This is a genomic window from Kitasatospora sp. NPDC008115, from assembly GCF_042957205.1.
Taxonomy (GTDB): Bacteria; Actinomycetota; Actinomycetes; order Streptomycetales; family Streptomycetaceae; genus Kitasatospora.
Genome location: NZ_JBIBHU010000001.1, coordinates 222,762 through 246,894 on the forward strand (window position 1 = coordinate 222,762; position 24,133 = coordinate 246,894).

Below are 24,133 nucleotides of genomic sequence, written 5' to 3' on the forward strand. Positions count from 1 at the left end.
CTACAGCTTCATCAGGTTGCTGTCGTCGACCGAAGCGGAGTGCCTGGTCCTGAAGATCGAGACGATGATCGCGAGGCCCACCACGACCTCGGCCGCCGCGACCACCATGGTGAAGAACGCGATGATCTGGCCGTCCAGGTTGCCGTGCATCCGGGAGAAGGTGACCAGCGCCAGGTTGGAGGCGTTGAGCATCAGCTCGACGCACATGAACAGGACGATCGCGTTCCGCCGGATCAGCACGCCGGAGGCGCCGATGGTGAACAACAGGGCGGAGAGATAGAGGTAGTTGACCGGATTCACTCCGCCCCCTCCTCGTCGTGGTCGGACGCCGGGCGGTTCGCCGGCGCCGTGTGGTTGGCGGCCACCGGCTCCAGCGCCTGGCGCGGGCCGGTCACCGGCGGGCGCTCGGACGGCGGGCGGCCCAGCCAGTCGGCGGTGGTGGACTCCAGCTCGGCCATCCGGGCCAGCATCTCCTGGCTGACGTCGCGGATCTGGCCGCGCTCGCGCAGGGTCGCCATCACCGAGTCCTCGGCGATCGAGCCGTCCGGCAGCAGGCCGGGGATGTCCACCGCGTTGTGCCGGGCGTAGACGCCGGGCGCGGGCAGCGGCGGGACCTGGAGGTTGTCGGCGACCCGCTGGGCGGCCAGCTCGCGCTGGGTCTTCGGGGCCTTCACGTGCTCGCGGTGGGTCAGCACCATGGCGCCGATCGCCGCCGTGATCAGCAGCGCGCCGGTGACCTCGAAGGACCACACGTACTTGGTGAAGATCAGCCGGGCCAAGCCCTGGACGTTGCCCTCGGCGTTGGCCTCCGAGAGGCCGGCGAAGGTGTCCAGTTTGGCGTTGGCGATCCCGGCGACCAGCAGCACGCCGAAGCCGAGCCCGCAGAGCAGGGCGGCGAACCGCTGGCCCTTCAGCTGCTCCTTCAGCGAGTCCGCGCTGGTCACACCGACCAGCATCACCACGAACAGGAAGAGCATCATGATCGCGCCGGTGTAGACGACGATCTGCACCACGCCCAGGAACACCGCGCCCTGGGCCATGTAACAGACCGCCAGGGCGAGCATGGTGGCGGCCAGGCAGAGCGCGCTGTGCACCGCCTTCCGCATCAGCAGCATGCCCAGCGCACCGCCGACGGCGATCACCGCGAGCACCCAGAACTGGACGGCCTCGCCGGTGGAGGCCGCGCCGGAGACGGCGGCGAGGGCGACGGGGGCGGCGGTCACGACTGCGCCTCCCTCTCCCGCTCGGTGCGCTCCTGGAGCTCGGTGCCGGGCGCCGCCGCGGTGATCTCGCCCCGGTAGTACGCGCCCTCGTCGGCGCCCGGGAAGATCGCGTGCGGGGTGTCGACCATGCCCTCGGAGAGGCCCACCAGCAGCTGCTCCTTGGTGAAGATGAGGTCCTTGCGGGAGGAGTCCGCGAGCTCGTACTCGTTGGTCATGGTGAGCGCCCGGGTCGGGCAGGCCTCGATGCACAGGCCGCACAGGATGCAGCGGGCGTAGTTGATCTGGTAGACCGCGCCGTACCGCTCACCGGGCGAGTAGCGCTCCTCCTCCCGGTTGTCCGCGCCCTCGACGTAGATGGCGTCGGCCGGGCAGGCCCAGGCGCAGAGCTCGCAGCCGACGCACTTCTCCAGGCCGTCCGGGTGCCGGTTCAGCTGGTGGCGGCCGTGGAAGCGCGGGGCGGTGGGCTTCTTCTGCTCCGGGTACTGCTCGGTGAGCCGCTTCTTGAACATGGCCTTGAAGGTCACGCCGAAGCCGGCGGCCGGTCCGAGGATGGACGGCTTCTCGGCCCGCTCGGGCCGGTCGGACCGGTCGGACCGGGGGTTCTGGTCGGACGACATCTCGGTTCAGCTCCCTTCGGAATGGTCGGCCCCGTTGAGGGCGTCCTGGAGTTGCTTCGGGGCGCGGCTGCGCCGGCGCGGGACCGGCGGGAGCTGCTGGCCGGGCAGCGGGGGCACCGGATAGCCGCCGGCCATCGGGTCGAACTCCCCGCTCGGCGCGCCGTCCTCGGTCTCCGGCCGCCGCTTGACGACGTCCCGCAGCAGACCGAGCAGCAGCAGCGCGCCGACCGGGGCGCCGACGTACAGCACCACCTCGCCGAAGCCGTAGCCCTCGTTGCGCAGCGCCCGGACGGCGGCCACCATCACCAGCCAGACCAGCGAGACCGGGATGAGCACCTTCCAGCCGAGCTTCATGAACTGGTCGTAGCGGAACCGGGGCAGGGTGCCGCGCAGCCAGATGAAGAAGAACAGCAGCAGCTGGATCTTGAGGGTGATCCAGAGCAGCGGCCACCAGCCGTGGTTGGCGCCCTCCCAGAAGGTGGAGACCGGCCAGGGGGCCCGCCAGCCGCCCAGGAACAGAGTGGAGGCGACGGCCGAGACGGTGACCATGTTGATGTACTCGGCCAGCATGAACATCGCGAACTTCAGCGAGGAGTACTCGGTGTTGAAGCCGCCGACCAGCTCGCCCTCGGCCTCCGGGAGGTCGAAGGGCGCGCGGTTGGTCTCGCCGACCATCGCCACGATGTAGACGATGAAGGACACCGGCAGCAGCACCGCGAACCAGGTCGGCTGTTGCGAGGAGACGATCTCCGAGGTGGACATCGAGCCGGAGTAGATGAACACCGCCGCGAAGGACAGGCCCATCGCGATCTCGTAGCTGATCATCTGGGCCGAGGAGCGCAGTCCGCCCAGCAGCGGGTAGGTCGAGCCGGAGGACCAGCCCGCCAGCACGATGCCGTAGATGCCGACCGAGGCGGTGGCCAGGATGTAGAGCAGCGCCACCGGGAAGTCGGTCAGCTGCATCGGCGTCCGGGTGCCGAACACCGAGATCTCGTCGCCGGCCGGGCCGAACGGGATCACCGCGAAGGCCATGAACGCCGGGATGGCGCAGACGATCGGGGCCAGGATGTAGACGACCTTGTCGGAGCCCTTGACCACCAGGTCTTCCTTGAGCGCCAGCTTCACGCCGTCGGCGAGCGACTGCAGCAGGCCCCAGGGACCGTGCCGGTTGGGCCCGATGCGCAGCTGCATCCAGGCGACCACCTTGCGCTCCCAGACGATCGCCACGAGCACCGTGCCGACCAGGAAGGCGAAGCAGAACACCGCCTTCAGCAGGACCAGCCACCAGGGGTCGCGGCCGAAGAAGCCGAGCGTCTCGTACGCGGCGAGGTCGTACCCGGCCAGTGGGTGCGAGGTGGGGTTCACTTCTCCTCCTCCTCGGGCTCGACGACGTCCTGCGCCGGGGCGATGGTGACCAGGTGGCCGGTGGTGGTGCCGAGCGCGCGGTGGGCGCCGCCCGGGGTGGAGTTGAGCGGGATCCAGACCGTCCGGTCCGGCATCTCCTTGCTGATCTCCAGCGGCAGGGCGAGCGAGCCGGCCGGGCCGGTGAGCCGCAGCGCGGGGGCGCCGAGGGCGCCGATCTCCTCGGCGGTGGTCGGCGAGATCCGGGCGACCGCGCGGTGCCGGGTGCCGGCCAGGTGCGGATCGCCCTGCTGGAGCGAGCCGTTGTCGAGCAGCAGGCGCCAGCCGGCCAGCACCGCCTGCCCGGTGGCCGGGCGGGGCAGCACACCGGGATGGCCGGCCGGGGCGGCCGGGCGCTCGCCGGCCCAGGGCGCGAACCGGTCCAGCTCCAGCCGGGCGGCGCGGACGTCGGGCAGGCCGAGCCGGTGGCCCAGCGATTCGGCCAGCATGTTCAGCACCCGCAGGTCCGGGTGCAGATGACGGCCCATCTGCTGGTCCGGCTTGAGCGCGGCCTCGAACATCCGCACCCGGCCCTCCCAGTCCAGGAAGGTGCCGGCCTTCTCGGCGACCGCGGCCACCGGCAGCACCACGTCGGCGTGCGCGGTGACGGCGGACGGGCGCAGTTCCAGCGAGACCACGAACGGGACGGCGGCCAGGGCCAGTTCGGCCCGCGCCGGGTCGGCGAGGTCCTCCGGGTCGAGGCCGCCGACCAGCAGCGCGCCGAGTTCACCGCCGACGGCCGCGGCGAGGATCTCCTCGGTGTCCCGGCCGGGCCGTACCGGCAGGCCGGGCACGCCCCAGGCGGCGGCGGCCTCGGCCCGGGCGGCCGCGGAGTTCACCGGGCGACCGCCCGGCAGCAGTCCGGGCAGCGCGCCCGCCTCGACCGCGCCGCGCTCGCCGGCCCGCCGGGGGATCCAGGCGAGCCGGGCGCCGGTGGCGTGCGCGAGGCGCAGCGCGGCGGAGAGCGCGCCCGGCGCGCCGGCCGCCCGCTCGCCGACCAGGATCACCGCGCCGGGGGTGCGGAGCAGTCCGGCGGCGCGGCCGGCCTCGTCGTTGAGCGGTTCGTCGGCGGCGAGCGCGGCCAGCCACTCGGCCTCGGTGCCGGGGGCGGCCGGCAGTAGCGCCCCGTGCAGCTTGGCCAGTCCCCGGGAGGCGTGCGCGGCGACCGAGAAGACCGCCAGGCCGCGGTTGCGGTTGGCCTTGCGCAGCCGCAGGAAGACGATCGGTGACTCCTCCTCCGGCTCCAGGGCCACCAGCAGCGCCACCGGCGCGACCTCCAGGTCCTGGTAGGTCACGCCCTCGCCGGTGAGGTCCACGCCCTGCCCGGCGACCGCGGCGGCCAGGAACTCCGCCTCCTCGGCGCTGTGCGGGCGGGCCCGGAAGTCCACGTCGTTGGTGCCGAGCACCACCCGGGCGAACTTGGCGTAGGCGTAGGCGTCCTCGACGGTGACCCGGCCACCGGTGAGCACGCCGGTGCGGGCCTCGCGCAGCCCCTCGGCGGCCGCGGCCAGCGCCTCCGGCCAGGAGACGGCGACGAGTTCGCCGTCCCGGCGGACCAGCGGGGCGGTGATCCGGTCACGCTGCTGGGCGTAGCGGAAGGCGAACCGGCCCTTGTCGCAGTTCCACTCCTCGTTGACCGCCGGGTCCTCGCCGGCCAGCCGGCGCAGCACCTTGCCGCGCCGGTGGTCGGTGCGCTGGGCGCAGCCGGAGGAGCAGTGCTCGCAGACGCTCGGCGAGGAGACCAGGTCGAACGGGCGGGAGCGGAAACGATAGGCCGCCGAGGTGAGGGCGCCGACCGGGCAGATCTGGATGGTGTTGCCGGAGAAGTACGACTCGAAGTCGTCGCCCTCGCCGGTGCCGACCTGCTGGAGGGCACCGCGCTCGACCAGGTCGATGAACGGGTCGCCGGCGATCTGCTGGGAGAACCGGGTGCAGCGGGCGCACAGTACGCAGCGCTCCCGGTCGAGCAGCACCTGGCTGCTGATCGGCACCGGCTTCTCGTAGGTGCGCTTCATCCCCTCGAAGCGGGAGTCCGTGTCGCCGGTGGACATCGCCTGGTTCTGCAGCGGGCACTCGCCGCCCTTGTCGCAGACCGGGCAGTCCAGCGGGTGGTTGATCAGCAGCAGCTCCATCACTCCGCGCTGGGCCTTCTCGGCGACCGGCGAGCTGAGCTGGGTGCGGACCACCATGCCCTCGGCGACCGGGATGGTGCACGAGGCGACCGGCTTGCGCTGGCCCTCGATCTCCACGATGCACTGCCGGCAGGCGCCGGCCGGGTCGAGCAGCGGGTGGTCGCAGAAGCGCGGGACCTGGGTGCCGATCTGCTCGGCGGCCCGGATCACCAGCGTCCCCTTGGGGACCTGCACTTCGACGCCGTCGATGGTGAGCGTGACCAGCTCGACCGCGGCCTGGCCGCCCTTGGAGGTGGAGGGTTCAGTGATCGTCACGCGTGCACCTCCCTTTCGGTGGCGGACTGGTGGCCGGGGCGGGGGCCGTCGGCCCAGACGGTGGAGGCGGCCGGGTCGAACGGGCAGCGGCGCTCGACGAGGTGCTGCTCGTACTCGGCCCGGAAGTGCTGGAGCGAGGAGACGATCGGGCTGGCCGCGCCGTCGCCCAGGGCGCAGAACGACTTGCCGTTGATGTTGTCGGCGATGTCCAGGAGCTTCTCGAGGTCGCCCTCGGTGCCCCCGCCGGCCTCGATCCGCTTGAGCAGCTGGACCAGCCAGTAGGTGCCCTCGCGGCAGGGGGTGCACTTGCCGCAGGACTCGTGGGCGTAGAACTCCGTCCAGCGGGTGACCGCGCGGACGACGCAGGTCGTCTCGTCGAAGATCTGCAGGGCCTTGGTGCCGAGCATCGAGCCGGCCGCGCCGACGCCCTCGTAGTCGAGCGGGACGTCGAGGTGCTCGTCGGTGAACATCGGGGTGGAGGAGCCGCCCGGGGTCCAGAACTTGAGCCGGTGGCCGGGGCGGATGCCGCCGCTGATGTCGAGCAGCTGGCGCAGCGTGATGCCGAGCGGGGCCTCGTACTGGCCGGGGTTGGTGACGTGGCCGGAGAGCGAGTAGAGCGTGAAGCCGGGGGACTTCTCGGTGCCCAGGCCCTTGAACCAGTCCTTGCCCCGGGCCAGGATCGGCGGCACCGAGGCGATCGACTCGACGTTGTTGACCACGGTCGGGCAGGCGTAGAGGCCGGCGATGGCCGGGAACGGCGGGCGCAGCCTGGGCTGGCCGCGGCGGCCCTCCAGCGAGTCGAGCAGCGCGGTCTCCTCGCCGCAGATGTACGCGCCGGCGCCGGCGTGGACGGTGATGTCCAGGTCGAGGCCGGAGCCGAGGGCGTCCTTGCCGAGCAGCCCGGCCCCGTAGGCCTCGGCGACGGCGGCCTGGAGCCTGCGCAGCACCGGGACGACCTCGCCGCGCAGGTAGATGAAGGCGTGGTCGCAGCGGATCGCGTAGGACGCGATGATCATGCCCTCGATCAGCGAGTGCGGGTTGGCGAACAGCAGCGGGATGTCCTTGCAGGTCCCCGGCTCGGACTCGTCCGCGTTGACCACCAGGTAGTGCGGCTTGCCGTCGTTCTGCGGGATGAACTGCCACTTCATCCCGGTCGGGAAGCCGGCGCCGCCGCGGCCGCGCAGTCCGGCGTCCTTGACCAGGGCGATCACGTCGTCCGGGGGCATGGCGAGGGCGGCCCGCAGGCCCTCGTACCCGGCGTGCCGGCGGTAGGTGGCCAGGCTCCAGGGGCGGGTGTCGTCCCAGGAGGCGGACAGCACGGGGGTGAGCAGCTTCTCGGCCGGCTCGGCGGAGGTCATCACGCTTCGTTCCCTTCCTGGCCGGTGCCCTCGTGGCGGGGGGAGACGACGCGGGTGCCGCCGGTGCCGGGCAGGGCCTCGCCGCGGGCCAGCCGCAGGCCGGCCAGCGAGGGGGCGCCGCCGGCGCCGGACTCGTCGACGGCGCCGGGGCGCTCGTCGGGGAAGCCGGCCAGGATCCGGGCGGTCTCCTTGAACGAGCAGAGCCGGGCGCCCCGGGTGGGGACGGCCTCGCGGCCCGCGCGCAGGTCGTCGACCAGCCGCTTGGCGCTCTCCGGCGTCTGGTTGTCGAAGAACTCCCAGTTGACCATCACCACGGGCGCGTAGTCGCAGGCCGCGTTGCACTCGATGTGCTCGATCGAGATCCGGCCGTCGCCGGTGGTCTCGTTGTTGGCGATCCCGAGGTGCTCCTGGAGCTCGGCGAAGATCTGGTCGCCGCCGAGCACCGCGCACAGGGTGTTGGTGCAAACCCCGACGTGGTACTCGCCGGCGGGCCGGCGCCGGTACATCGTGTAGAAGGTGGCGACGGCGGTGACCTCGGCCGTGGTGAGGTCCAGCTGCTCCGCGCAGAACCGGATGCCGGTGGGGCTGACGAAGCCCTCCTCGGCCTGCACCAGGTGCAGCAGCGGCAGCAGGGCGGACCGGGCCACCGGGTAGCGGCCGATCAGCTCCGCGGCGTCGGCGGCCAGCCGGGCGTGCACCTCCTCGGGGTACGGCCTGGCCGGCAGCGCCGGCATCCCCAGTTGGACGTCTGTCACCGGTCCACGCCTCCCATCACCGGGTCGATCCCGGCCACCGCGACGATGACGTCGGCCACCTGGCCGCCCTCGCACATCGCCGCCATCGTCTGCAGATTGGTGAACGACGGGTCCCGGAAGTGGACCCGGTACGGGCGGGTGCCGCCGTCGCTGACCACGTGCACGCCCAGCTCGCCCTTGGGCGACTCGACCGCCGTGTAGGCCTGGCCGACCGGGACCCGGAAGCCCTCGGTGACCAGCTTGAAGTGGTGGATCAGGGCCTCCATGGAGGTGCCCATGATCTTCCGGATGTGGTCGAGGGAGTTGCCCATCCCGTCCGGGCCGACGGCGAGTTGGGCCGGCCAGGCGATCTTCTTGTCGGCCACCATGACCGGACCGGGGCGCAGCCGGTCCAGGCACTGCTCGACGATCCGCAGCGACTGCTTCATCTCCTCCAGACGGATCAGGAAACGGCCGTAGGAGTCGGCGCTGTCGGCGATCGCGACCTCGAAGTCGTAGTTCTCGTAGCCGCAGTACGGGTCGGTCTTGCGCAGGTCGTGCGGCAGGCCGGTGGCGCGCAGGATCGGCCCGGTGGCGCCGAGGGCGAGGCAGCCGGGCAGGTCGAGGAAGCCGACGTCGACCAGGCGGGCCTTGAACACCGGGTTGCCGGTGGCGAGTTTGTCGTACTCGTGCATCCGGGAGCGGAAGGTCTTCACGGCCTCGCGGATCTGGTCGACCGCGCCGGGCGGGAGGTCCTGGGCGAGGCCGCCGGGGCGGACGTACGCGTGGTTCATCCGCAGGCCGGTGACCAGTTCGAAGACGTCCAAGATCAGCTCGCGGTCGCGGAAGCCGTAGATCATCAGCGTGGTGGAGCCGATCTCCATGCCGCCGGTGGCCAGGCAGACCAGGTGGGAGGAGATCCGGTTGAGCTCCATCATCAGCACCCGGATGACGTTGGCCCGCTCGGGGATGTCGTCGGTGATGCCGAGCAGCTTCTCGACCGCCAGGCAGTAGGCGGTCTCGTTGAACAGCGGGGTCAGGTAGTCCATCCGGGTCACGAAGGTGGTGCCCTGGACCCAGCTGCGGAACTCCATGTTCTTCTCGATGCCGGTGTGGAGGTAGCCGATGCCGCAGCGGGCCTCCGTCACCGTCTCGCCGTCGATCTCCAGGATCAGCCGCAGGACCCCGTGGGTGGAGGGGTGCTGCGGGCCCATGTTGACGATGATGCGCTCGTCGTCGGCGCGGCCGACGGCCTCGACCACCTCGCCCCAGTCACCGCCGGTGACCGTGAAGACCCGGCCCTCGGTGGTGTCCCGGGCGCCAGCCTCGGCGGTGCCGTCCTGGTTCGTCTCCTCGTAGTGCTGGGTGTTCATCAGCTGTACGACCTCCGCTGGTCGGGCGCCGGGATCTGGGCGCCCTTGTACTCGACGGGGATGCCGCCGAGCGGGTAGTCCTTGCGCTGCGGGTGCCCCAGCCAGTCGTCCGGCATCATGATCCGGGTGAGCGCCGGGTGGCCCTCGAAGACCAGGCCGAAGAAGTCGTAGGCCTCGCGCTCGTGCCAGTCGTTGGTCGGGTAGACGCTGACCACGGACGGGATGCGCGGGTCGTCGTCCGGCGCGGTGACCTCCAGCCGGATCAGCCGGCCGTGGGTGATCGAGCGCAGGTGGTAGACCGCGTGCAGTTCGCGGCCCCGGTCGCCCGGGTGGTGCACGCCGCTCACCCCGAGGCAGAGCTCGAAGCGCAGCGCCGGGTCGTCGCGCAGGGTGCGGGCGGTGCGCAGCAGGTGCTCGCGGGCCACGTGGAAGGTGAGCTCGGCGCGGTCGACGACGGTCTTCTCGATCACCTCGGCCGGGTCCAGGCCCTGTTCCTCCAGGGCGCCCTCCAGCTCGTCGGCGAGCTCGTCGAACCAACCGCCGTACGGGCGCTCGCTGGCCGGCGGCAGGGCGATCGGGGCGACCAGCCCGCCGAAGCCGGAGGTGTCGCCGGTGCCCTGGGCGCCGAACATGCCCTGCCGGCGGCCGACCACCTCGACCGGGATCTCGCGGCGCGGCTGCTCGCGACGGGTCTCGGGTACCTGGTCGTTCATCGCAGCAGCCCCCGCATCTCGCTGACCGGGGTCGCCTGCAGCGCGAGCGCCTCGCCCAGCTCCTCGGCGCGGCGCTTGTTCACGCCGAGCGGCTCGTGCTGGATCTTGTCGTGCAGCTTCAGGATGGCGTCCATCAGCATCTCCGGGCGGGGCGGGCAGCCGGGCAGGTAGATGTCCACCGGGACGATGTGGTCGACGCCCTGCACGATCGCGTAGTTGTTGAACATCCCGCCCGACGAGGCGCAGACGCCCATCGAGATGACCCACTTCGGATTGGGCATCTGGTCGTAAACCTGGCGCAGCACCGGGGCCATCTTCTGGCTCACCCGGCCCGCCACGATCATCAGGTCGGCCTGCCGGGGGGAGCCCCGGAACACCTCCATGCCGAACCGGGCCAGGTCGTAGCGGCCGGCGCCGGTGGTCATCATCTCGATCGCGCAGCAGGCCAGCCCGAAGGTGGCCGGGAAGAGCGACGCCTTGCGCACCCAGCCGGCGGCCGTCTCCACGGTCGTGAGCAGAAAGCCGCTCGGCAGCTTCTCCTCGATTCCCATCAGATCCCTCTCAATGCCCTCAAGTCCGTTGGCTTGTCCGCACGTTCACAAGGTCAGCGGTCAGTCCCACTCCAGACCGCCGCGGCGCCAGACGTAGGCGTAGGCGACGAAGACGGTGGCGATGAACAGGAGCATCTCGACCAGCCCGAAGATCCCCAGGGCGTCGAAGCTCACGGCCCACGGGTAGAGGAAGACGATCTCGATGTCGAAGACGATGAAGAGCATCGCCGTCAGGTAGTACTTGATCGGGAACCGACCGCCGCCCACGGGCTGCGGGGTCGGTTCGATGCCGCACTCGTACGCCTCCAGCTTGGCCCGGTTGTAGCGCTTCGGGCCGGTCAGTGAGGCCATCACGACGGAGCCGACCGCGAACGCCGCCGCGATGGCACCGAGTACGAGGATCGGCGCGTAGGCATTCATAGCCCCCGCTCCCTCCGTCCAGTCGTCCTTGACTGCAGATCGGAACCGACGGGTCACTCTGCGGTGAACCCGGCGTTCCAGTTCCCCGGATCCACCCCATGTGAGGCAGTTCACAAAGCCTGGAACGAGCGCATCCTATGCCCGTCCGCTTGTGATCTGCGACACGCAGTTCAGGACGATCTTTGTGATCTCCGCCACCTCGTGAATCATGGCGAAGGTGTGCATGACGAGATTTGTCAACGCAAAGAAGTCAAATGGTCACAAGCAGTCGCAATTATCTGCGAAGCGGCTGGTCAGAGCCGCGCACCTATATCAACTATGCCTCTGCCAGAGCAAATTTCTGGAGGCCATGTTGACGTGTTATAGCGGCTCACCCGCAGGGGTGGCGGCTCCGCGAACGCCCGCTTGACCCTTCGTTCACAAGCGCGCGAACGGTGCGCTCAGGCGCCGCTCTCCCACGCCCAGGCGGCGATGCCCACCCGGTTCCGGGCACCGAGCTTCCGCTGGACCGAGGCCAGGTGGTTCTTCACCGTCCCGGCGCTGATGAACAGCTCCGCCGCGATCTCCGCATTGGTCGCACCGTCCGCGACCAGCCGCGCGATCTCCTTCTCCCTCGCCGTGAGTTCCTCGACCGGGCCGGCCTGCGGGCGCTCCGCCGCCCGGCCGCCCGCCGCCCGCTGCGGTGCGCCGCCCGACAGCCGGCGGAGCAGCCGGACGGTGATCTGCGGGCTGATCAACGCGTCCCCCGCGACGGCCGAGCGGACAGCCTCCGTCAGCAGCGCCGGTCCGGAGCGCTTGAGCAGGAAGCCCGCCGCCCCCGCGCGGATCGCCTCGTGCACGTACTCGTCCAGGTCGAAGGTGGTCACCACGACCACCCGGAACTCCCCGCCCAGCCGCCTGGTCAGCTCCAGCCCGTCCAGTCGGGGCATCCGGATGTCGGCGAGGATCACGTCCGGCCGCAGCCGCTCGGCCAGGGCGAGCGCCGCCTCGCCGTCCGCCGCCTCGTTCACCACCTCGATGTCCGGCTGGGCGTCGAGGATGATCCGGTACGCGCTGCGGATCGCCTCGTCGTCGTCGGCGAGGAGCACCCTGATCGTCATCGGCCTACGCCTTCTTCCGCTCGTTCCGCACGTTCTGCTCGTTCCGCCCGCCGGGACGGCCCCGTGCCGTGCCTACCGCATCTGGTCCTCGTGCTGCTGCCGCCGGTCCGGTCGGTCACCAGGCCGTGAGCGGCAGGGTGACCGCCACCTGCCAGCCGCCGCCCTCCCGGCCGGCGGCCAGCGTGCCGCCCAGGGCCTCCACCCGGGCGGCCAGCCCCGCCAGTCCGCTGCCGCCGCCCCGGCGTGGCCCGGAGGGCTGCGGAGACGCGCCACCGTCGTCCCGCACCCGTACGGTCAACCGCCGCCCCTCACGGCGCACCCGGACCTCGACCGTGCGGGCGGCGGGCGCGTGCCGCCGCACATTGGTCAGCGCCTCGACCACGACCCGGTAGGCGGTGGCCGCCACCTCCCGGGGCACCGCCGGCTCCTCGGCCGAGGCGTCCAACCGCACCTCCACACCGCCCGAGTCCGCGAACCGCTCGGTGAGCTCGGCCAGTTCGGCCAGGCCGGGCTGCGGGCCGCGCTCCGGACCGTCGGCGTCCTCGCTGCGCAGCAGGTGGACGGTCCGGTCGAGCGAGGCCAGGGCCTGCAGCCCGGCCCGCTCTATCCGCTCGAACAGGGCCGCCGCGCGGACCGGGTCCGAGGCCGCCAGCACCGTGCCCGCCTGTGCCTGGGCGACCATCCCGCTGACGTCGTGGGCCACGAAGTCGTGCAGGTCGTGGGCGAGTTCGAGGCGCTGGGCGCGGCGGGCCGCCGCCACCGAGCGGCGCCGGGTGTCGTCCAGCCCCCGCAGGTAGAGCCCGACCAGGAGGGCCGGCAGGGAGAGCGTCGAGCCGAACCCGAAGAGGGTCAGCCCGTCCTGCGGGCCCGCGATCTCCTGGAACCGGGACGGCCAGAGCGCGACCGCGCCGCCGACCGTCCAGACCGCCACCGCCCCGCGCCGGCCTCCCTCGGCGCGCAGCGTGACGACCACCAGGGCGAGCAGGGCGACGAGTTCGAGCAGCCCGACCACACCCGTCCAGCGCTCGGCCTCGGTCCAGCGGGCGGTGGCCCAGACGCCCGCCGTGGCCCCGGCCGACACCGCGCCGGCCGCACCCGTCACCACCGCCGTCCCGAACCGGGACCGCAGCCACCACCCGCAGAGCACCGCCACCGGGGTGGCCAACGCCAGCATCTGACTCATCGTCGCCTCCTTCCTGCGGGAAGCCTACGGATCGCCGGAGCGCTCCGCCTGTGCCGATCGGCACATTTCCGCACCCGTTCCGAGCAGCGAAGACAGCCCGATCGGCACTGATGGCGACCCCGGCCCGAGGGCCACTCTTGATCCCGTCGGGCCGGCCACCGTGGTCGGCCGGAGGGGAGCCCGTCACCATGTCCACCACCACCGCCGGCGAGTCCGCCGCCTTCGCCGCTTCCACGGGAGCCGGTTCCGCGGGAGCCGGTTCCGCGGTACCGCGCAAGCGCGCCGTCCGGCCGGCCGGCACCCCGCGCTGGGCCGAGCTGGCCGCCCGCGCCACCGTCTGGACCACCGTGCCCTCCGGGCTCTGGCGGCTCGCCCTCGGCCTCGGCGTCCCGGTCGGCTTCAGCGGGGAGCTGGCCGCGGCGTTCGAGGGCAACACCCCGGGCTGGGGCACCGCGTACCTCGTCGCGCTGAGCGGGCTGGCCGAGGTGCTGGCCTTCCTCACCCTGGGGCTGGTCCGCCCCTGGGGCGAGGTGGTTCCCCGCTGGATCCCGTTCATCGGCGGCCGGGCCGTCCGGCCTCTCGCCGCGATCGTCCCCGCCGCACTCGGATCGGCCGTCCTGATCCTGCTCGCCACGAGTTCCCTGCTCGGCGGCTGGGCCCATGAGCTGAGCGATCCGGACGCGCCACAGGGCCTCGCCGGAGTGATCATGACCCTCTGCTACCTGCCGCTGGTCGCCTGGGGTCCGCTGGTCGCCGCCGTCACCGTCGCCTACGCCCGCCGCACCCTGGGGCGTCGCCGATGAGCAGGTCCGCCTCCTCCGGCCGTCAAGCCGGGACCGACGCCCGCTCCGCCGGTTCCGCCTCCTCCCGGCGGGGCACCGCGGCGGTCCGCCGGCCCCACTCGGTGCCGGCCAGGACGAGGGCGCCGCCCAGCAGGGCGAGCGGCCCGAGGTGATTGCCGGCCAGGGTGATCCCGAACACCGCCGCCCAGAGCGGTTCGGTGCCCAGCAGCAGGCTGACCCGGGAGGGCGAGGTGGCGCGGACGGCCCACATCTGCACGAAGAACGCGAACAGCGTGCAGAGCAGCGCCAGGTGCAGTAGCCAGCCCCACTGGGCCGGCCCGTAGGCGGCCGCGACCGACCAGGGCAGCGGGCCTGCGAACGGGGCGACGGCGGCGAACACCAGCGTCGCTGTCGCGAGCTGGACCCAGGTGACGGCCAGGGTGTCGCTCTCCCGGATCGCCCGGGTCCGGGCGGTGGCCAGCACGTTGACCGTCCGCACCACGGCGGCGCCGAGCACCAGCAGGTCGCCCGAGGCCGGGGCGCGCAGCCCGCCGTCCCCGGTGAGCAGTGCGATGCCCACCACCGCCAGGGTGGCCGCCGCGAGGAAGGAGCGCGGCAGCGGCGTCTTGGTCAGCACGCTCTCCGCGAGAGGAGTGAACACGATCGTGAGGCTGATGATCAGACCGGCGTTGGTCGCCGAGGTGTGCACCGCACCGAACGTCTCCAGGAGGAAGATCGCCCCGAGCACCAGTCCCAGTCCGGCCCCGGCCAGCCACTCGGCGCGCCGCAACCGCCGCAGCGAACTCCAGGCGGCCAGTCCCAGGACGGGCAGCACCAGGCCGAACCGCAGGACCAGCATCGCCACCACCGTCCCCGGTTCGGCCACCCGCTGCACCGCCAGGAAGCTCGACCCCCACACCACCGCCACCAGCAGCACCGGAAGATCACGCAACAGGGTGGAGGACGGAGCGCGCACGGCGGAGCCTCTCGGAACGAGCGGGGAGCGGCACACGAGAGTCACGCACGTCGTCGGACGGATCCCGGAGCTGAGCGGGGCCCGCCATCCTCGCGCACCGCCCCGCCGTGGATCAACGGCTTTCCGCCCCCTACCGGATCTCCATCCCGCCGTGGATGATGTCGCCATGCCAAGCGAGCCATCCCCCACCCATCGGAAGGCCAGTCAAGTGACGCGCACGCACTGGGCGTTGATCGCCGCCGCCACCGTCCTGCCGCTCGTCGCGAGCACCGGCACCGCCGTCGCGGACACCCCGTCGACCGGTTCCGGCACCGGCACCGCCGGGGTCACCTGCACCTACACCCCGGCCGTCCCCGCCGACAACTTCAAGGGCATCCCGGTCTTCGACGCCCGGAAGGCGGCCAAGCCGTACAAGGCGACCCTGAAGACCTCCCAGGGCGCGATCACCTTCCAGGCGCTCACCGACAAGGCCCCCTGTACCACCTTCTCGTTCCGGTTCCTCGCCGAGCGCGACTACTACGACCGCAGCCACTGCCACCGGCTCACCACCCAGCGGCTCTTCGTACTGCAGTGCGGCGACCCGACCGGGACCGGCAGCGGCGGCCCGGGCTACTCCTTCCCGGACGAGAACCTGGAGGGCGCCACCTACCCGGCCGGCACCGTCGCGATGGCCAACGCGGGGCCCAACACCAACGGCAGCCAGTTCTTCTTCGTCTGGAAGGACACCAAGCTGTCCCCCGCCTACACCCCGTTCGGCCGGGTCACCGAGGGCCTGGACGTACTGCAGAAGATCGCCGCCGGCGGCGAGGACGACCAGAACAGCCCCGGCGACGGCTTCCCGACCCTGCCGGTGAACATCCGCAATGTGAAGATCTCCGCCCGCTGACCGCCCGCTGACCACGCGCTGAGCCGTCCGTCGGACTCCCGTACGGTGGAGCAGGCCCACCGACAGGCCCCATCCACGAGCCCACCCACGGGCCACCGACACCGTACGGGAGCGGACCGCATGGACAGCAGGATCTGGGAAAGCGTCGACCACCTGGTCGCCTGGCTCGACGAGGAGACCCCGCTCCCCCCGCGGGAGGAGCGGCTCGCCCGCATCCTCAAGCTCACCGAGGAGGTCGGCGAGGTCAGCGCCGCGGTGATCGGCGCCACCGGCCAGAACCCGCGCAAGGGCGTCACCCACAGCTGGGAGGACGTCCAGCACGAACTGTGCGACGTGGTCTTCTCCGCCCTGGTCGCCCTGCGCACGCTCACCCCGGACGCGGCCCGGGTCTTCGCCGACCGCCTCGCCTACGTCGAGCAGCGCTCCGCCGCCGGCCGCACCCAGGGCGGCTGACGGCGGAACCGCCCGGTCAGGCGTCGGACATCAGGGGTCGGGCGTTCGGCGTCAGGCGTTCGGCGCGGCCTTGGCCAGGCCGTTGATGATGCGGTCCATGGCGTCACCGCCCTGCGGGTCGGTGAGGTTGGCGAGGAGCTTCAGGACGAACCGCATCAGCATCGGGTGGGTCAGCCCGCGCTGGGTGGCGAGCTGCATGACCTTCGGGTTGCCGATGAGCTTCACGAAGGCCCGGCCGAGCGTGTAGTAGCCGCCGTAGACGTCCTTGAGGATGCGCGGGTAGGCCTGGAGCGCGCGCTCCCGGCCGCCGTCGGTCACCCGTGCGAGGGCCTGGACGATCACCCCGGCGGCGATCTGACCGGATTCCATCGCGTAGGCGATGCCCTCGCCGTTGAACGGGTTGACCATGCCGCCCGCGTCGCCGACCAGCAGCAGGCCCCGGGTGTAGTGCGGCTGCCGGTTGAAGGCCATCGGCAGGGCCGCCCCGCGGATCGGGTCGGTCATGTTCTCCGGCGTGTAGCCCCACTCCTCCGGCATGCTCGCGCACCAGGCCTTGAGCACCTCGCGCCAGTCCAGCTCACCGAAGGCCGGCGAGGAGTTGAGGATGCCGAGGCCGACGTTGGAGGTGCCGTCGCCCATGCCGAAGACCCAGCCGTAGCCGGGCAGCAGCTTGCGCTCCCCGCCGCGGGTGTCCCACAGCTCCAGCCAGGACTCCAGGTAGTCGTCGTCGTGGCGCGGGGAGGTGAAGTAGGTGCGGTAGGCGACGCCCATCGGGCGGTCCTCCCGGCGGTGCAGGCCCATGGCGAGCGAGAGCCGGGTGGAGTTGCCGTCGGCGGCCACCACCAGCGGGGCCCGGAAGGTCACCGGCCGCTTCTCCTCGCCGAGCCTGGCGGTGACCCCGACGATCCGGCCGGTCCGCTCGTCCAGCACCGGGCCGCTGACGTTGCAGCGCTCGTAGAGCCGGGCCCCGGCCTTCTCCGCCTGACGGGCGAGCAGCTCGTCGAAGTCGGCGCGCTTGCGGACCAGGCCGTAGTCCGGGAAGGACGACAGCTCGGGCCAGTCCAGCTCCAGCCGGATCCCGCCGCCGATGATCCGCAGGCCCTTGTTGTGCAGCCAGCCGTTCTCGGTGGACACGTCGATGCCCATGTCCACCAGCTGCTTGGTGGCCCGCGGGGTGAGGCCGTCGCCGCAGACCTTCTCCCGGGGGAAGCTGGTCTTCTCCAGCAGCAGCACGTCCAGGCCCGCCTGCGCGAGGTGGTAGGCGGTGGTGGACCCGGCCGGGCCCGCGCCGACCACGATGACGTCCGCGGTGCTCTCCACAACGCCTGCGCTCAGGTCAACGGCGGTCTCGGACACGGTGGGCACACTCCTGCTGGGGGTCGGCCGGGCCGGCGGGGGCCGGCGCGGCTGGGCTTGGACGAGTCTATGAGCTGCGGACGGGGCCGCGGCCGGTCCGGCGGGGCCGGTCAGACCTTGTAGGCGCGGTGCAGCGCGACGATCCCGCCGGTCAGATTGCGCCAGGCCACCTTGGACCAGCCGGCCTCCTGGAGCTTGGCGGCCAGCGCCGGCTGGTCGGGCCACTCGCGGATCGACTCGGCGAGGTAGACGTACGCGTCCGGGTTGCTGCTGACCGCGGTGGCGACCGGCGGCAGCGCGCGCATCAGGTACTCGGTGTAGACCGTCCGGAACGGCGTCCAGGTCGGCGTGGAGAACTCGCAGATGACCAGCTTGCCGCCGGGCTTGGTGACCCGCAGCATCTCGCTCAGACCCGCCACGGTGTCATGGACGTTGCGCAGCGCGAAGGAGATCGTCACCGAGTCGAAGGTGTCGTCGGCGAACGGCAGCCTGGTGGCGTCCCCGGCGGTCAGCGCCAGCTCCGGGTGGCGGCGCTTGCCCTCGGCGAGCATGCCGACCGAGAAGTCGCACGGGACGACCCGCGCCCCGGCCTCCGCGAAGGGCAGCGAAGAGGTGCCGGTTCCGGCCCCGAGGTCGAGCACGACGTCCCCCGGCCCGGCGGCCACCGCCTCGGCCACCGCCCGGCGCCAGGCGCGGGCCTGGCCGAGCGAGAGAACGTCATTGGTGCGGTCGTACTTGGCCGCGACGTCGTCGAACATGGCGGCGACTTCGTGCGGCTGCTTGTCCAGGGAGGCTCGGGTCACGCCCCCCATTGTTCACCCTGGCCCCGACGATCCGGGCAAGGGGGCGCCTTCCGGGCGCTCCCGGCGAGCGGACCCGCCGCGCACCGCGGCTCAGTGCAGGCCGCGCCGCCCGCCCGCGCGGCGTCGGCGGCGCGAACGCTTGCCCTGCGTTATCGCCGGCATCCCGTCGGCCAGCGCCTCGGTCGCCAGGGCGACGGTGGTGGCGAAGCGGTTCTGCCCGCTCCGGACGGCCACCGCCCGCCGGTGCCGCCGGATCCGCAGCAGGCAGACGGCGAACATCAGCACCGCCACCGGCACGCTGAACCGGGCCAGACCGACGCCGACCGGCTGCGGGTAGGTGTCGCCGCAGATCCGCACGACCTTGGGCTCGTCGGCGGCGTGCTCCAGGCAGACGGTCTCCCCGACCGCGGTGCCCTCCGCCAGTGGCAGCGCGGTGGCGGTGTGGTGCTGGCCGGCCGCCTGGTAGCTGACGGTGCTGTAGGAGCCGCCGCCGTTCGGCAGTTGGGTCACCACTCCTTGGACCCGCACCGGGTGGGCCCCGATCCGGTCGGCCTGCTCGGCCTGACGCCACCCCAGCAGGCACATCCCGACGGCCAGCACGGCGCTGAGCACGGCGGTGAGGTACCAGCCACGGCCCAACCGCGGGGTGCGCTGCGGGGGGACGGTCGCGGATCGCATGGTTCCTGTCCTGGCTTGCGTTCGGGGCCTGGCACGGGGCCCCGCCGCCCGCGGGCACGGGCGAGGTGTGGTGAGGGTACGGACTGAGCTGAGCCGGATGCTATCCGCTGGCGGGCCCTCAGGTCACGACGAAGGGACAATCAGGCCACGGGGGCGAACACGCAGTTCAGTGGCACACGAAGCAAGTCCCGGTCGTCGCAAGGGAGTACGAGGGAACGCGGCCGGACCGTACGACTACCGACGAGTAGGGTACGACCGGGAACGAAGCGGGCAAGCGCACGCGCTCGGGCCCGGGCGCGCGCTCAGCGCCGCCGGAACACCAGCCGGCCGGCCAGCACCGTGGCCCGGCAGCCTCCTGCGGCACCCGGACCGTCCGCCGCGGACGCCCCGGGCACCCCTGACGCCCCGGACGCCCCGGACGCGAACACCGCGAAGTCCGCCCGGCCCCCGGCGGCCACCCGCCCGTGCACCGCCTCGGCGAGCGGCAGCACCGCCAGCGGGTCCAGCGGCCCGGCCCCCGCGCCCGCCCCGGGCCCGGGCGGCACGACCAGCCCGGACCGCGCCACCGCCGTCCGCACCGAGGCACGCTCGAACGGCCCGGCCACCGCCGTCACACCGAAGCCCAGCATCCGCTGCAGCCCGCGCCGGGCACTCGCCCCGCAGCGCGTCTCGTCCCGCTCCCCCGCCAGCCCGTCCGGCACCGGCTCGTCCCCGACCCCTTCGCGCGGGTCCGGGTGGTACGCCCGCTCCAGCAGCCAGTGCCCGTACGGGTTGCGCAGTCCCGGCGTGAGCAGCGCGTCGCCCCAGTCCCTGACCCGGGCCGCCGGGTGCGCCGCCGCCAGGCCGGCGTACGGGCCGACCGCCTCGACCAGCTCGTCACGCACCAGCACCGCCCCGTCGGCGTGGGACGGGGCGGTGGGATCGGCCGGGTCGGGCAGCACGAGGGCGGCCCGGTGCAGGGTCAGCACGGCGGGACGGTGCCTCAGCCGTTGTCGAGGATCTTCAGCTCGGGGTGCGCGGTGCCGCCCTCGATCGCGGTGGAGGCGATGTGCGAGGCGACCCGCGGGTCGACCGGGTCGTTGGCCGGGTCGTCCAGCACGCGCAGGTGCTCGTACGTGGTCGAGCGCTGCGCGGGGACGCGGTCGGCGGCCCGGATCAGGTGGATCAGCTCGGTGAGGTTGGAGCGGTGCTTGGCGCCGGCCGCCGAGACCACGTTCTCCTCCAGCATGACCGAGCCGAGGTCGTCCGCGCCGTAGTGCAGCGACAGCTGACCGGCCTCCTTGCCGGTGGTGAGCCAGGAGCCCTGGATGTGGGCGACGTTGTCGAGGAACAGGCGGGCGATGGCGATCATCCGCAGGTACTCGAAGACGGTCGCCTGGGTCGACCCCTTCAGGTGGTTGTTCTGCGGCTGGTAGGTGTACGGGATGAAGGCGCGGAAGCCGCCGGTGCGGTCCTGCACGTCGCGGATCATCCGCAGGTGCTCGATCCGCTCGGCGTTGGTCTCGCCCGTGCCCATCAGCATGGTGGAGGTGGACTCCACGCCCAGGCCGTGGGCGGCCTCCATGATCTCCAGCCAGCGCTCGCCGGACTCCTTGAGCGGCGCGATCGCCTTGCGCGGGCGCTCCGGCAGCAGCTCGGCGCCGGCGCCGGCGAAGGAGTCCAGGCCCGCCTTGTGGATCCGGGTGATGGCCTCCTCGATCGAGACGCCGGAGATCCGCGCCATGTGCTCGACCTCGGACGCGCCCAGCGAGTGGATCACCAGCTGCGGGAAGTCCGCCTTGATCGCCGAGAAGGCGCGCTCGTAGTACTCGACGCCGTAGTCCGGGTGGTGGCCACCCTGGAACATGATCTGGGTGCCGCCCAGCTCGACGGTCTCGGCGCAGCGGCGCAGGATCTCGTCGAGGTCGCGGGACCAGCCCTTGTCGCTCTTCGGCGGCACGTAGAAGGCGCAGAACTTGCAGGCCGTCACGCAGACGTTGGTGTAGTTGATGTTGCGCTCGATGATGTACGTCGCGATGTGCTCGGTACCCGCGTAGCGGCGGCGGCGCACCGCGTCGGCCGCCGAGCCGAGCGCGTGCAGCGGGGCGGAGCGGTAGAGCTCCAGCGCCTCCTCCGGGGTGATCCGGCCGCCGCCGGCCGCCCTGGCGAGCACGGCCTCCAGGTCGGTGCTGGGCGCATCGAGGGTGGTCGCTGCGAGCTCGGACACCTGGCGGCCTTCTCTCTCTCGGGTACTTCGGGTACTTCGGGTACTTCGCGTGCTACGACGTGCGACAACGCCCCGCCGGGGCACGGCCGCATCCGGATCAGCCTACGCCAGCGCTCTCCGGCCCCCGCGTCAGCCCGTCCGCCGCAACGTCCCGGACGGGTTGCCGGCGCTGGGGTCGGCGGAGGTGAAGCGGATCGTGCCGTCCTCCTGCAGCGCGAGCGTCTCGGCGTACGAGCCGCCGGTGCACGCCCCGGGCAGCGAGGAGCGGACCAACCGGGAGGCGAGGACCAGTTTCCGCGGCTCGGCCGTGGTGAGCGTCCAGGCGCCCTCGCAGGTGATCGAGAGCAGTCCGGTCAGCTCGTTGCGGCTGGTCACGGCGTCCTGCCCGACCGCCGCACGGCCGATGACCAGCGTGGTCGTGCCGGAGGGCACGCCCTTCTGCGTCGTCATCTCCCCGCGCCAGGTACCGAGGAACGACTCCGGCACGGCGTTCGGCCCGGTCGCCGTGCCCGAGGGCGCAGCCGTCCCCGAAGCCGCAGCCGTCCCCGAAGCCGCGGCCGTCGGCGTCGGCGTCGGGGACTGCGTCGGCGTCGGGGACGGCTGCAGCGGCAGCGCCTGCGTGGGGCTCCCGGTCGTCGCGGCGGTGGGCCCCGGCCCCGGTTCGCCCGGCCCCCACACCCGGTACGCCCCGTACCCGCCACCCGCGAGCGCCAGCAGCACCGCCCCGGCCGCCAGCCAGGCCGCGCCCCGCCGTCGGGGAGCGCCCCCGCCCGTCGGTGCTCCCCCGCCCGGCGCCTGGGTCGGCGTCCGCTCCTCCTGTGCCGGACCCGCCCCGAAGGAGGGCGCGGCGGCCCCGGCCTCCGCCTCCAGGTCCAGCAACTGCACCGCGCTGCGCCCGACGGTCTCCGCCAGCACCGGCGGCAGCCACCCTCCGCCGTCCCGCCCCAGCCGCCCGACGGCCGCGCCGTCCGGGTCCAGCCACTCCCCCAGCCGCCGTGGCGTCGGCCGGGCCGCCGGGTCCTTGGCCAGGCAGCCGAGCACGATCGAGCGCAGCGGCCCGTCCAGCCCGGCCAGGTCCGGTTCCTCGTGCACCACCCGGTACAGCAGGACGGCCGCGCTCACCCCCTCCCCGAACGGGTGCACCCCGGTGGCCGCGTAGGCGAGCACCGCGCCGAGCGAGAAGACGTCGCCGGGCGGCCCGACCGGCCGCCCGTTCGCCTGTTCGGGCGACATGAAGCCGGGCGACCCCACCACGAACCCGGACCGGGTCAGCCCGGTGGCCGCGTCGAGGGCCCGGGCGATGCCGAAGTCGATCAGCCGCGGGCCGTCCAGGGTGAGCAGCACATTGGACGGTTTGACGTCCCGGTGCACCAGCCCGAGCCCGTGCACGTGTTCCAGCGCCTGCGCCAGACCCGCCCCGAGGGTGCGCACGGCGGAGTCGGGCAGCGGCCCGTACCGCCGGACGGCGCCGCCCAGCGCGGGGCCGGCGATGTAGCCGGTGGCCACCCAGGGGTGCGCGCCCTCGGTGTCGGCGTCCAGTACGGGCGCCGTCCAGGCGCCGCCGACCCGGCGGGCCGCCTCGACCTCCTGCCGGAACCGGGCGCGGAACTCGGCGTCCTCGGCGAGTTCGCCGCGCACCACCTTGACCGCCACCGTGCGGCCGCCGGCCGTCCGGCCCAGGTAGACCCGGCCCATGCCGCCCGCGCCGAGCCGCCGCAGCAGCCGGTACCCGCCCACCGCGCCCGGGTCGTCCGTCTCCAGTGGTTGCATCCCGCGCACGCTCCCGTCGCCCCGCCCGCCCCGCCGCCGGGGCCGTCTCGCGTGCAGACGCTATCGGTCGGCGGGTACGCCACGGGGGCGCTACGCGGGCGGCAGGCGCGGGCTCGGACGCGGGCGTGCTCAGGCCACCGGCTGCGGCACCGGCTCCAGCAGCCGGACGGCCACGTCGGGGGCGAAGCCGCTGTCGTGCGCGACCCGCCGGGCGAACTCGGCGAGCCCGGCCAACTGCCGCTCACCGAGCGAGAAGTCCAGCGCCTCGCTGAAGTAGCGCTCCAGCACCCCGGCGTCGAAGGCCTCCCAGCGGGCCGCCTGCTCGGCCACCTCGCGGGACTCGACCAGCGAGAGGTCCCGGGACTCCAGGAAGGCGCGGTGGACGGCCGCGGTCAGCCCGGGGCGCCGCTCGGCGAAGTCGCGGCGGGCGGCCCAGACGGCGAAGACGAACGGCAGCCCGGTCCACTCCTTCCACATCTCGCCCAGGTCGTGCACGGCCAGGCCCTGTTCGGCCGCCTGCCCCAGGCAGGCGCGCAGCGCCGGGTCCCCGATCAGCACGGCCGCGTCGGCCTCGGCGAGCATCGCGTCCAGGTCGGGCGGGCAGCTGAAGTACTCCGGCCGCACCCCTTCGCGCTCCTCCAGCAGCAGCCGGGCGAGCCGGACGGAGGTGCGGCTGGTGGAGCCGAGCGCGACCCGCCGGCCGTCCAGTTCGGCCAGCGGCAGCTTGCTGACGATCACGCAGGACATCACCGGGCCGTCGCTGCCCACCGCGATGTCCGGGAGCACCAGCAGGTCGTCCGCGTGCCGCAGGTACTCCACGCAGGTGATCGGACCGATGTCCAGGGAACCGTCGACCAGCCGGTCGCTCAGCTTCTCCGGCGTGTCCTTGGTGAGGTCCAGATCGAGCAGATTGCCGGTCCTGGCCAGTCCCCAGTAGAGGGGTACGCAGTTGAGGAACTGAATATGCCCGACCCGGGGCCGGACCGGGGTGTTCTCCTGGGTCTCCCGCGCTTCCGCTTCCGGTACTGCCACTGCGCCGCTCCCTTGCTGTTCGTGCGCCTCCCCGCAGGGTATGCCCGCCGCCCCGGGAGCCCCGCACCGCC

The 24,133-nt window shown here is 72.8% G+C and carries 24 protein-coding genes; 3 read left to right on the forward strand and 21 right to left on the reverse strand.

Translation table 11 applies throughout. The annotated features are described in order from the left end of the window. The 13 genes from nuoK to ACFZBX_RS00995 form a co-directional block, all read right to left on the reverse strand. Positions 1 to 300, reverse strand: coding sequence for an NADH-quinone oxidoreductase subunit NuoK (gene nuoK, locus ACFZBX_RS00935; protein ID WP_030300898.1), 300 nt, complete (start codon positions 298 to 300; stop codon positions 1 to 3). Next, the gene (locus ACFZBX_RS00940) at positions 297 to 1,223 is read right to left on the reverse strand and encodes an NADH-quinone oxidoreductase subunit J (protein WP_380757221.1); all 927 of its coding nucleotides are present in this window, start codon (positions 1,221 to 1,223) and stop codon (positions 297 to 299) included. Before ACFZBX_RS00940 ends, nuoK begins: the two co-directional genes overlap by 4 nt. Next, positions 1,220 to 1,840 (reverse strand): NADH-quinone oxidoreductase subunit NuoI, encoded by a 621-nt coding sequence (gene nuoI / locus ACFZBX_RS00945; RefSeq protein WP_391530575.1) that lies wholly within the window; start codon positions 1,838 to 1,840, stop codon positions 1,220 to 1,222. The genes ACFZBX_RS00940 and nuoI overlap by 4 nt, the downstream gene beginning before the upstream one ends. A 6-nt stretch (positions 1,841 to 1,846) precedes the next feature. Further along, positions 1,847 to 3,205 carry an NADH-quinone oxidoreductase subunit NuoH gene (gene nuoH / locus ACFZBX_RS00950; protein WP_380757225.1) on the reverse strand — a complete coding sequence of 453 codons (1,359 nt, stop codon included), beginning with the start codon at positions 3,203 to 3,205 and terminating at the stop codon, positions 1,847 to 1,849. Continuing rightward, positions 3,202 to 5,688, reverse strand: a complete 2,487-nt coding sequence (locus ACFZBX_RS00955) for an NADH-quinone oxidoreductase subunit G (protein WP_391530576.1) — start codon at positions 5,686 to 5,688, stop codon at positions 3,202 to 3,204. Before ACFZBX_RS00955 ends, nuoH begins: the two co-directional genes overlap by 4 nt. Then, positions 5,685 to 7,046 carry an NADH-quinone oxidoreductase subunit NuoF gene (gene nuoF / locus ACFZBX_RS00960; protein ID WP_380757229.1) on the reverse strand — a complete coding sequence of 454 codons (1,362 nt, stop codon included), beginning with the start codon at positions 7,044 to 7,046 and terminating at the stop codon, positions 5,685 to 5,687. The genes ACFZBX_RS00955 and nuoF overlap by 4 nt, the downstream gene beginning before the upstream one ends. Continuing rightward, positions 7,046 to 7,780 (reverse strand): NADH-quinone oxidoreductase subunit NuoE, encoded by a 735-nt coding sequence (nuoE, locus tag ACFZBX_RS00965; RefSeq protein ID WP_350553871.1) that lies wholly within the window; start codon positions 7,778 to 7,780, stop codon positions 7,046 to 7,048. Before nuoE ends, nuoF begins: the two co-directional genes overlap by 1 nt. Positions 7,781 to 7,797: 17 nt before the next feature. Then, on the reverse strand, positions 7,798 to 9,153 hold the full coding sequence (locus ACFZBX_RS00970; RefSeq protein ID WP_391530577.1) for an NADH-quinone oxidoreductase subunit D: 1,356 nt from the start codon (positions 9,151 to 9,153) through the stop codon (positions 7,798 to 7,800). After that, on the reverse strand, positions 9,153 to 9,866 hold the full coding sequence (locus ACFZBX_RS00975) for an NADH-quinone oxidoreductase subunit C (protein WP_391530579.1): 714 nt from the start codon (positions 9,864 to 9,866) through the stop codon (positions 9,153 to 9,155). The genes ACFZBX_RS00970 and ACFZBX_RS00975 overlap by 1 nt, the downstream gene beginning before the upstream one ends. Beyond that, positions 9,863 to 10,417, reverse strand: coding sequence for a NuoB/complex I 20 kDa subunit family protein (locus ACFZBX_RS00980; RefSeq protein ID WP_380757235.1), 555 nt, complete (start codon positions 10,415 to 10,417; stop codon positions 9,863 to 9,865). Before ACFZBX_RS00980 ends, ACFZBX_RS00975 begins: the two co-directional genes overlap by 4 nt. 60 nt (positions 10,418 to 10,477) lie before the next feature. Beyond that, a complete protein-coding gene (locus ACFZBX_RS00985; protein ID WP_014137597.1) occupies positions 10,478 to 10,837 on the reverse strand; it encodes an NADH-quinone oxidoreductase subunit A in 360 nt (119 codons plus the stop codon). Between the two features lie 440 nt (positions 10,838 to 11,277). Then, positions 11,278 to 11,937 carry a response regulator gene (locus ACFZBX_RS00990; protein WP_391530581.1) on the reverse strand — a complete coding sequence of 220 codons (660 nt, stop codon included), beginning with the start codon at positions 11,935 to 11,937 and terminating at the stop codon, positions 11,278 to 11,280. Between the two features lie 115 nt (positions 11,938 to 12,052). Then, positions 12,053 to 13,120, reverse strand: a complete 1,068-nt coding sequence (locus tag ACFZBX_RS00995; protein WP_391530583.1) for a sensor histidine kinase — start codon at positions 13,118 to 13,120, stop codon at positions 12,053 to 12,055. Positions 13,121 to 13,308: 188 nt separating this feature from the next. Here ACFZBX_RS00995 and ACFZBX_RS01000 point away from each other — a divergent pair, with 188 nt between their 5' ends. After that, complete coding sequence (locus ACFZBX_RS01000; RefSeq protein WP_391530584.1) at positions 13,309 to 13,923, forward strand: hypothetical protein; 615 nt, start codon at positions 13,309 to 13,311, stop codon at positions 13,921 to 13,923. Positions 13,924 to 13,945: 22 nt separating this feature from the next. Here ACFZBX_RS01000 and ACFZBX_RS01005 read toward each other — a convergent pair whose 3' ends face one another. Continuing rightward, positions 13,946 to 14,878 (reverse strand): DMT family transporter, encoded by a 933-nt coding sequence (locus ACFZBX_RS01005; protein ID WP_391530586.1) that lies wholly within the window; start codon positions 14,876 to 14,878, stop codon positions 13,946 to 13,948. Between the two features lie 208 nt (positions 14,879 to 15,086). Between ACFZBX_RS01005 and ACFZBX_RS01010 the strand changes: the two genes are divergently transcribed. Further along, positions 15,087 to 15,764, forward strand: a complete 678-nt coding sequence (locus tag ACFZBX_RS01010) for a peptidylprolyl isomerase (protein ID WP_391530588.1) — start codon at positions 15,087 to 15,089, stop codon at positions 15,762 to 15,764. 120 nt (positions 15,765 to 15,884) lie between these two features. Further along, complete coding sequence (locus ACFZBX_RS01015; protein WP_391530589.1) at positions 15,885 to 16,217, forward strand: MazG-like family protein; 333 nt, start codon at positions 15,885 to 15,887, stop codon at positions 16,215 to 16,217. Between the two features lie 51 nt (positions 16,218 to 16,268). On the opposite strand, the gene ACFZBX_RS01020 is transcribed toward ACFZBX_RS01015, so the two are convergent. From ACFZBX_RS01020 to ACFZBX_RS01050, 7 genes are all read right to left on the reverse strand, one after another. Continuing rightward, a complete protein-coding gene (locus tag ACFZBX_RS01020; protein ID WP_391531030.1) occupies positions 16,269 to 17,552 on the reverse strand; it encodes a geranylgeranyl reductase family protein in 1,284 nt (427 codons plus the stop codon). A 131-nt stretch (positions 17,553 to 17,683) separates the two neighbouring features. Continuing rightward, entirely contained in the window at positions 17,684 to 18,376 is a 693-nt protein-coding gene (locus ACFZBX_RS01025) for a demethylmenaquinone methyltransferase (RefSeq protein WP_391530591.1), read from the reverse strand. A 90-nt stretch (positions 18,377 to 18,466) separates the two neighbouring features. Continuing rightward, on the reverse strand, positions 18,467 to 19,054 hold the full coding sequence (locus tag ACFZBX_RS01030; RefSeq protein ID WP_391530593.1) for a hypothetical protein: 588 nt from the start codon (positions 19,052 to 19,054) through the stop codon (positions 18,467 to 18,469). Positions 19,055 to 19,356: 302 nt separating this feature from the next. Then, complete coding sequence (locus ACFZBX_RS01035; RefSeq protein WP_391530595.1) at positions 19,357 to 20,022, reverse strand: hypothetical protein; 666 nt, start codon at positions 20,020 to 20,022, stop codon at positions 19,357 to 19,359. 14 nt (positions 20,023 to 20,036) lie between these two features. Then, positions 20,037 to 21,260 carry a cyclic dehypoxanthinyl futalosine synthase gene (gene mqnC / locus ACFZBX_RS01040; RefSeq protein ID WP_391530596.1) on the reverse strand — a complete coding sequence of 408 codons (1,224 nt, stop codon included), beginning with the start codon at positions 21,258 to 21,260 and terminating at the stop codon, positions 20,037 to 20,039. Between the two features lie 129 nt (positions 21,261 to 21,389). Beyond that, entirely contained in the window at positions 21,390 to 23,030 is a 1,641-nt protein-coding gene (locus ACFZBX_RS01045) for a serine/threonine-protein kinase (RefSeq protein ID WP_391530598.1), read from the reverse strand. A 129-nt stretch (positions 23,031 to 23,159) separates the two neighbouring features. Then, entirely contained in the window at positions 23,160 to 24,062 is a 903-nt protein-coding gene (locus ACFZBX_RS01050; protein WP_391530600.1) for a menaquinone biosynthetic enzyme MqnA/MqnD family protein, read from the reverse strand. Between the last annotated feature and the right edge of the window lie 71 nt (positions 24,063 to 24,133).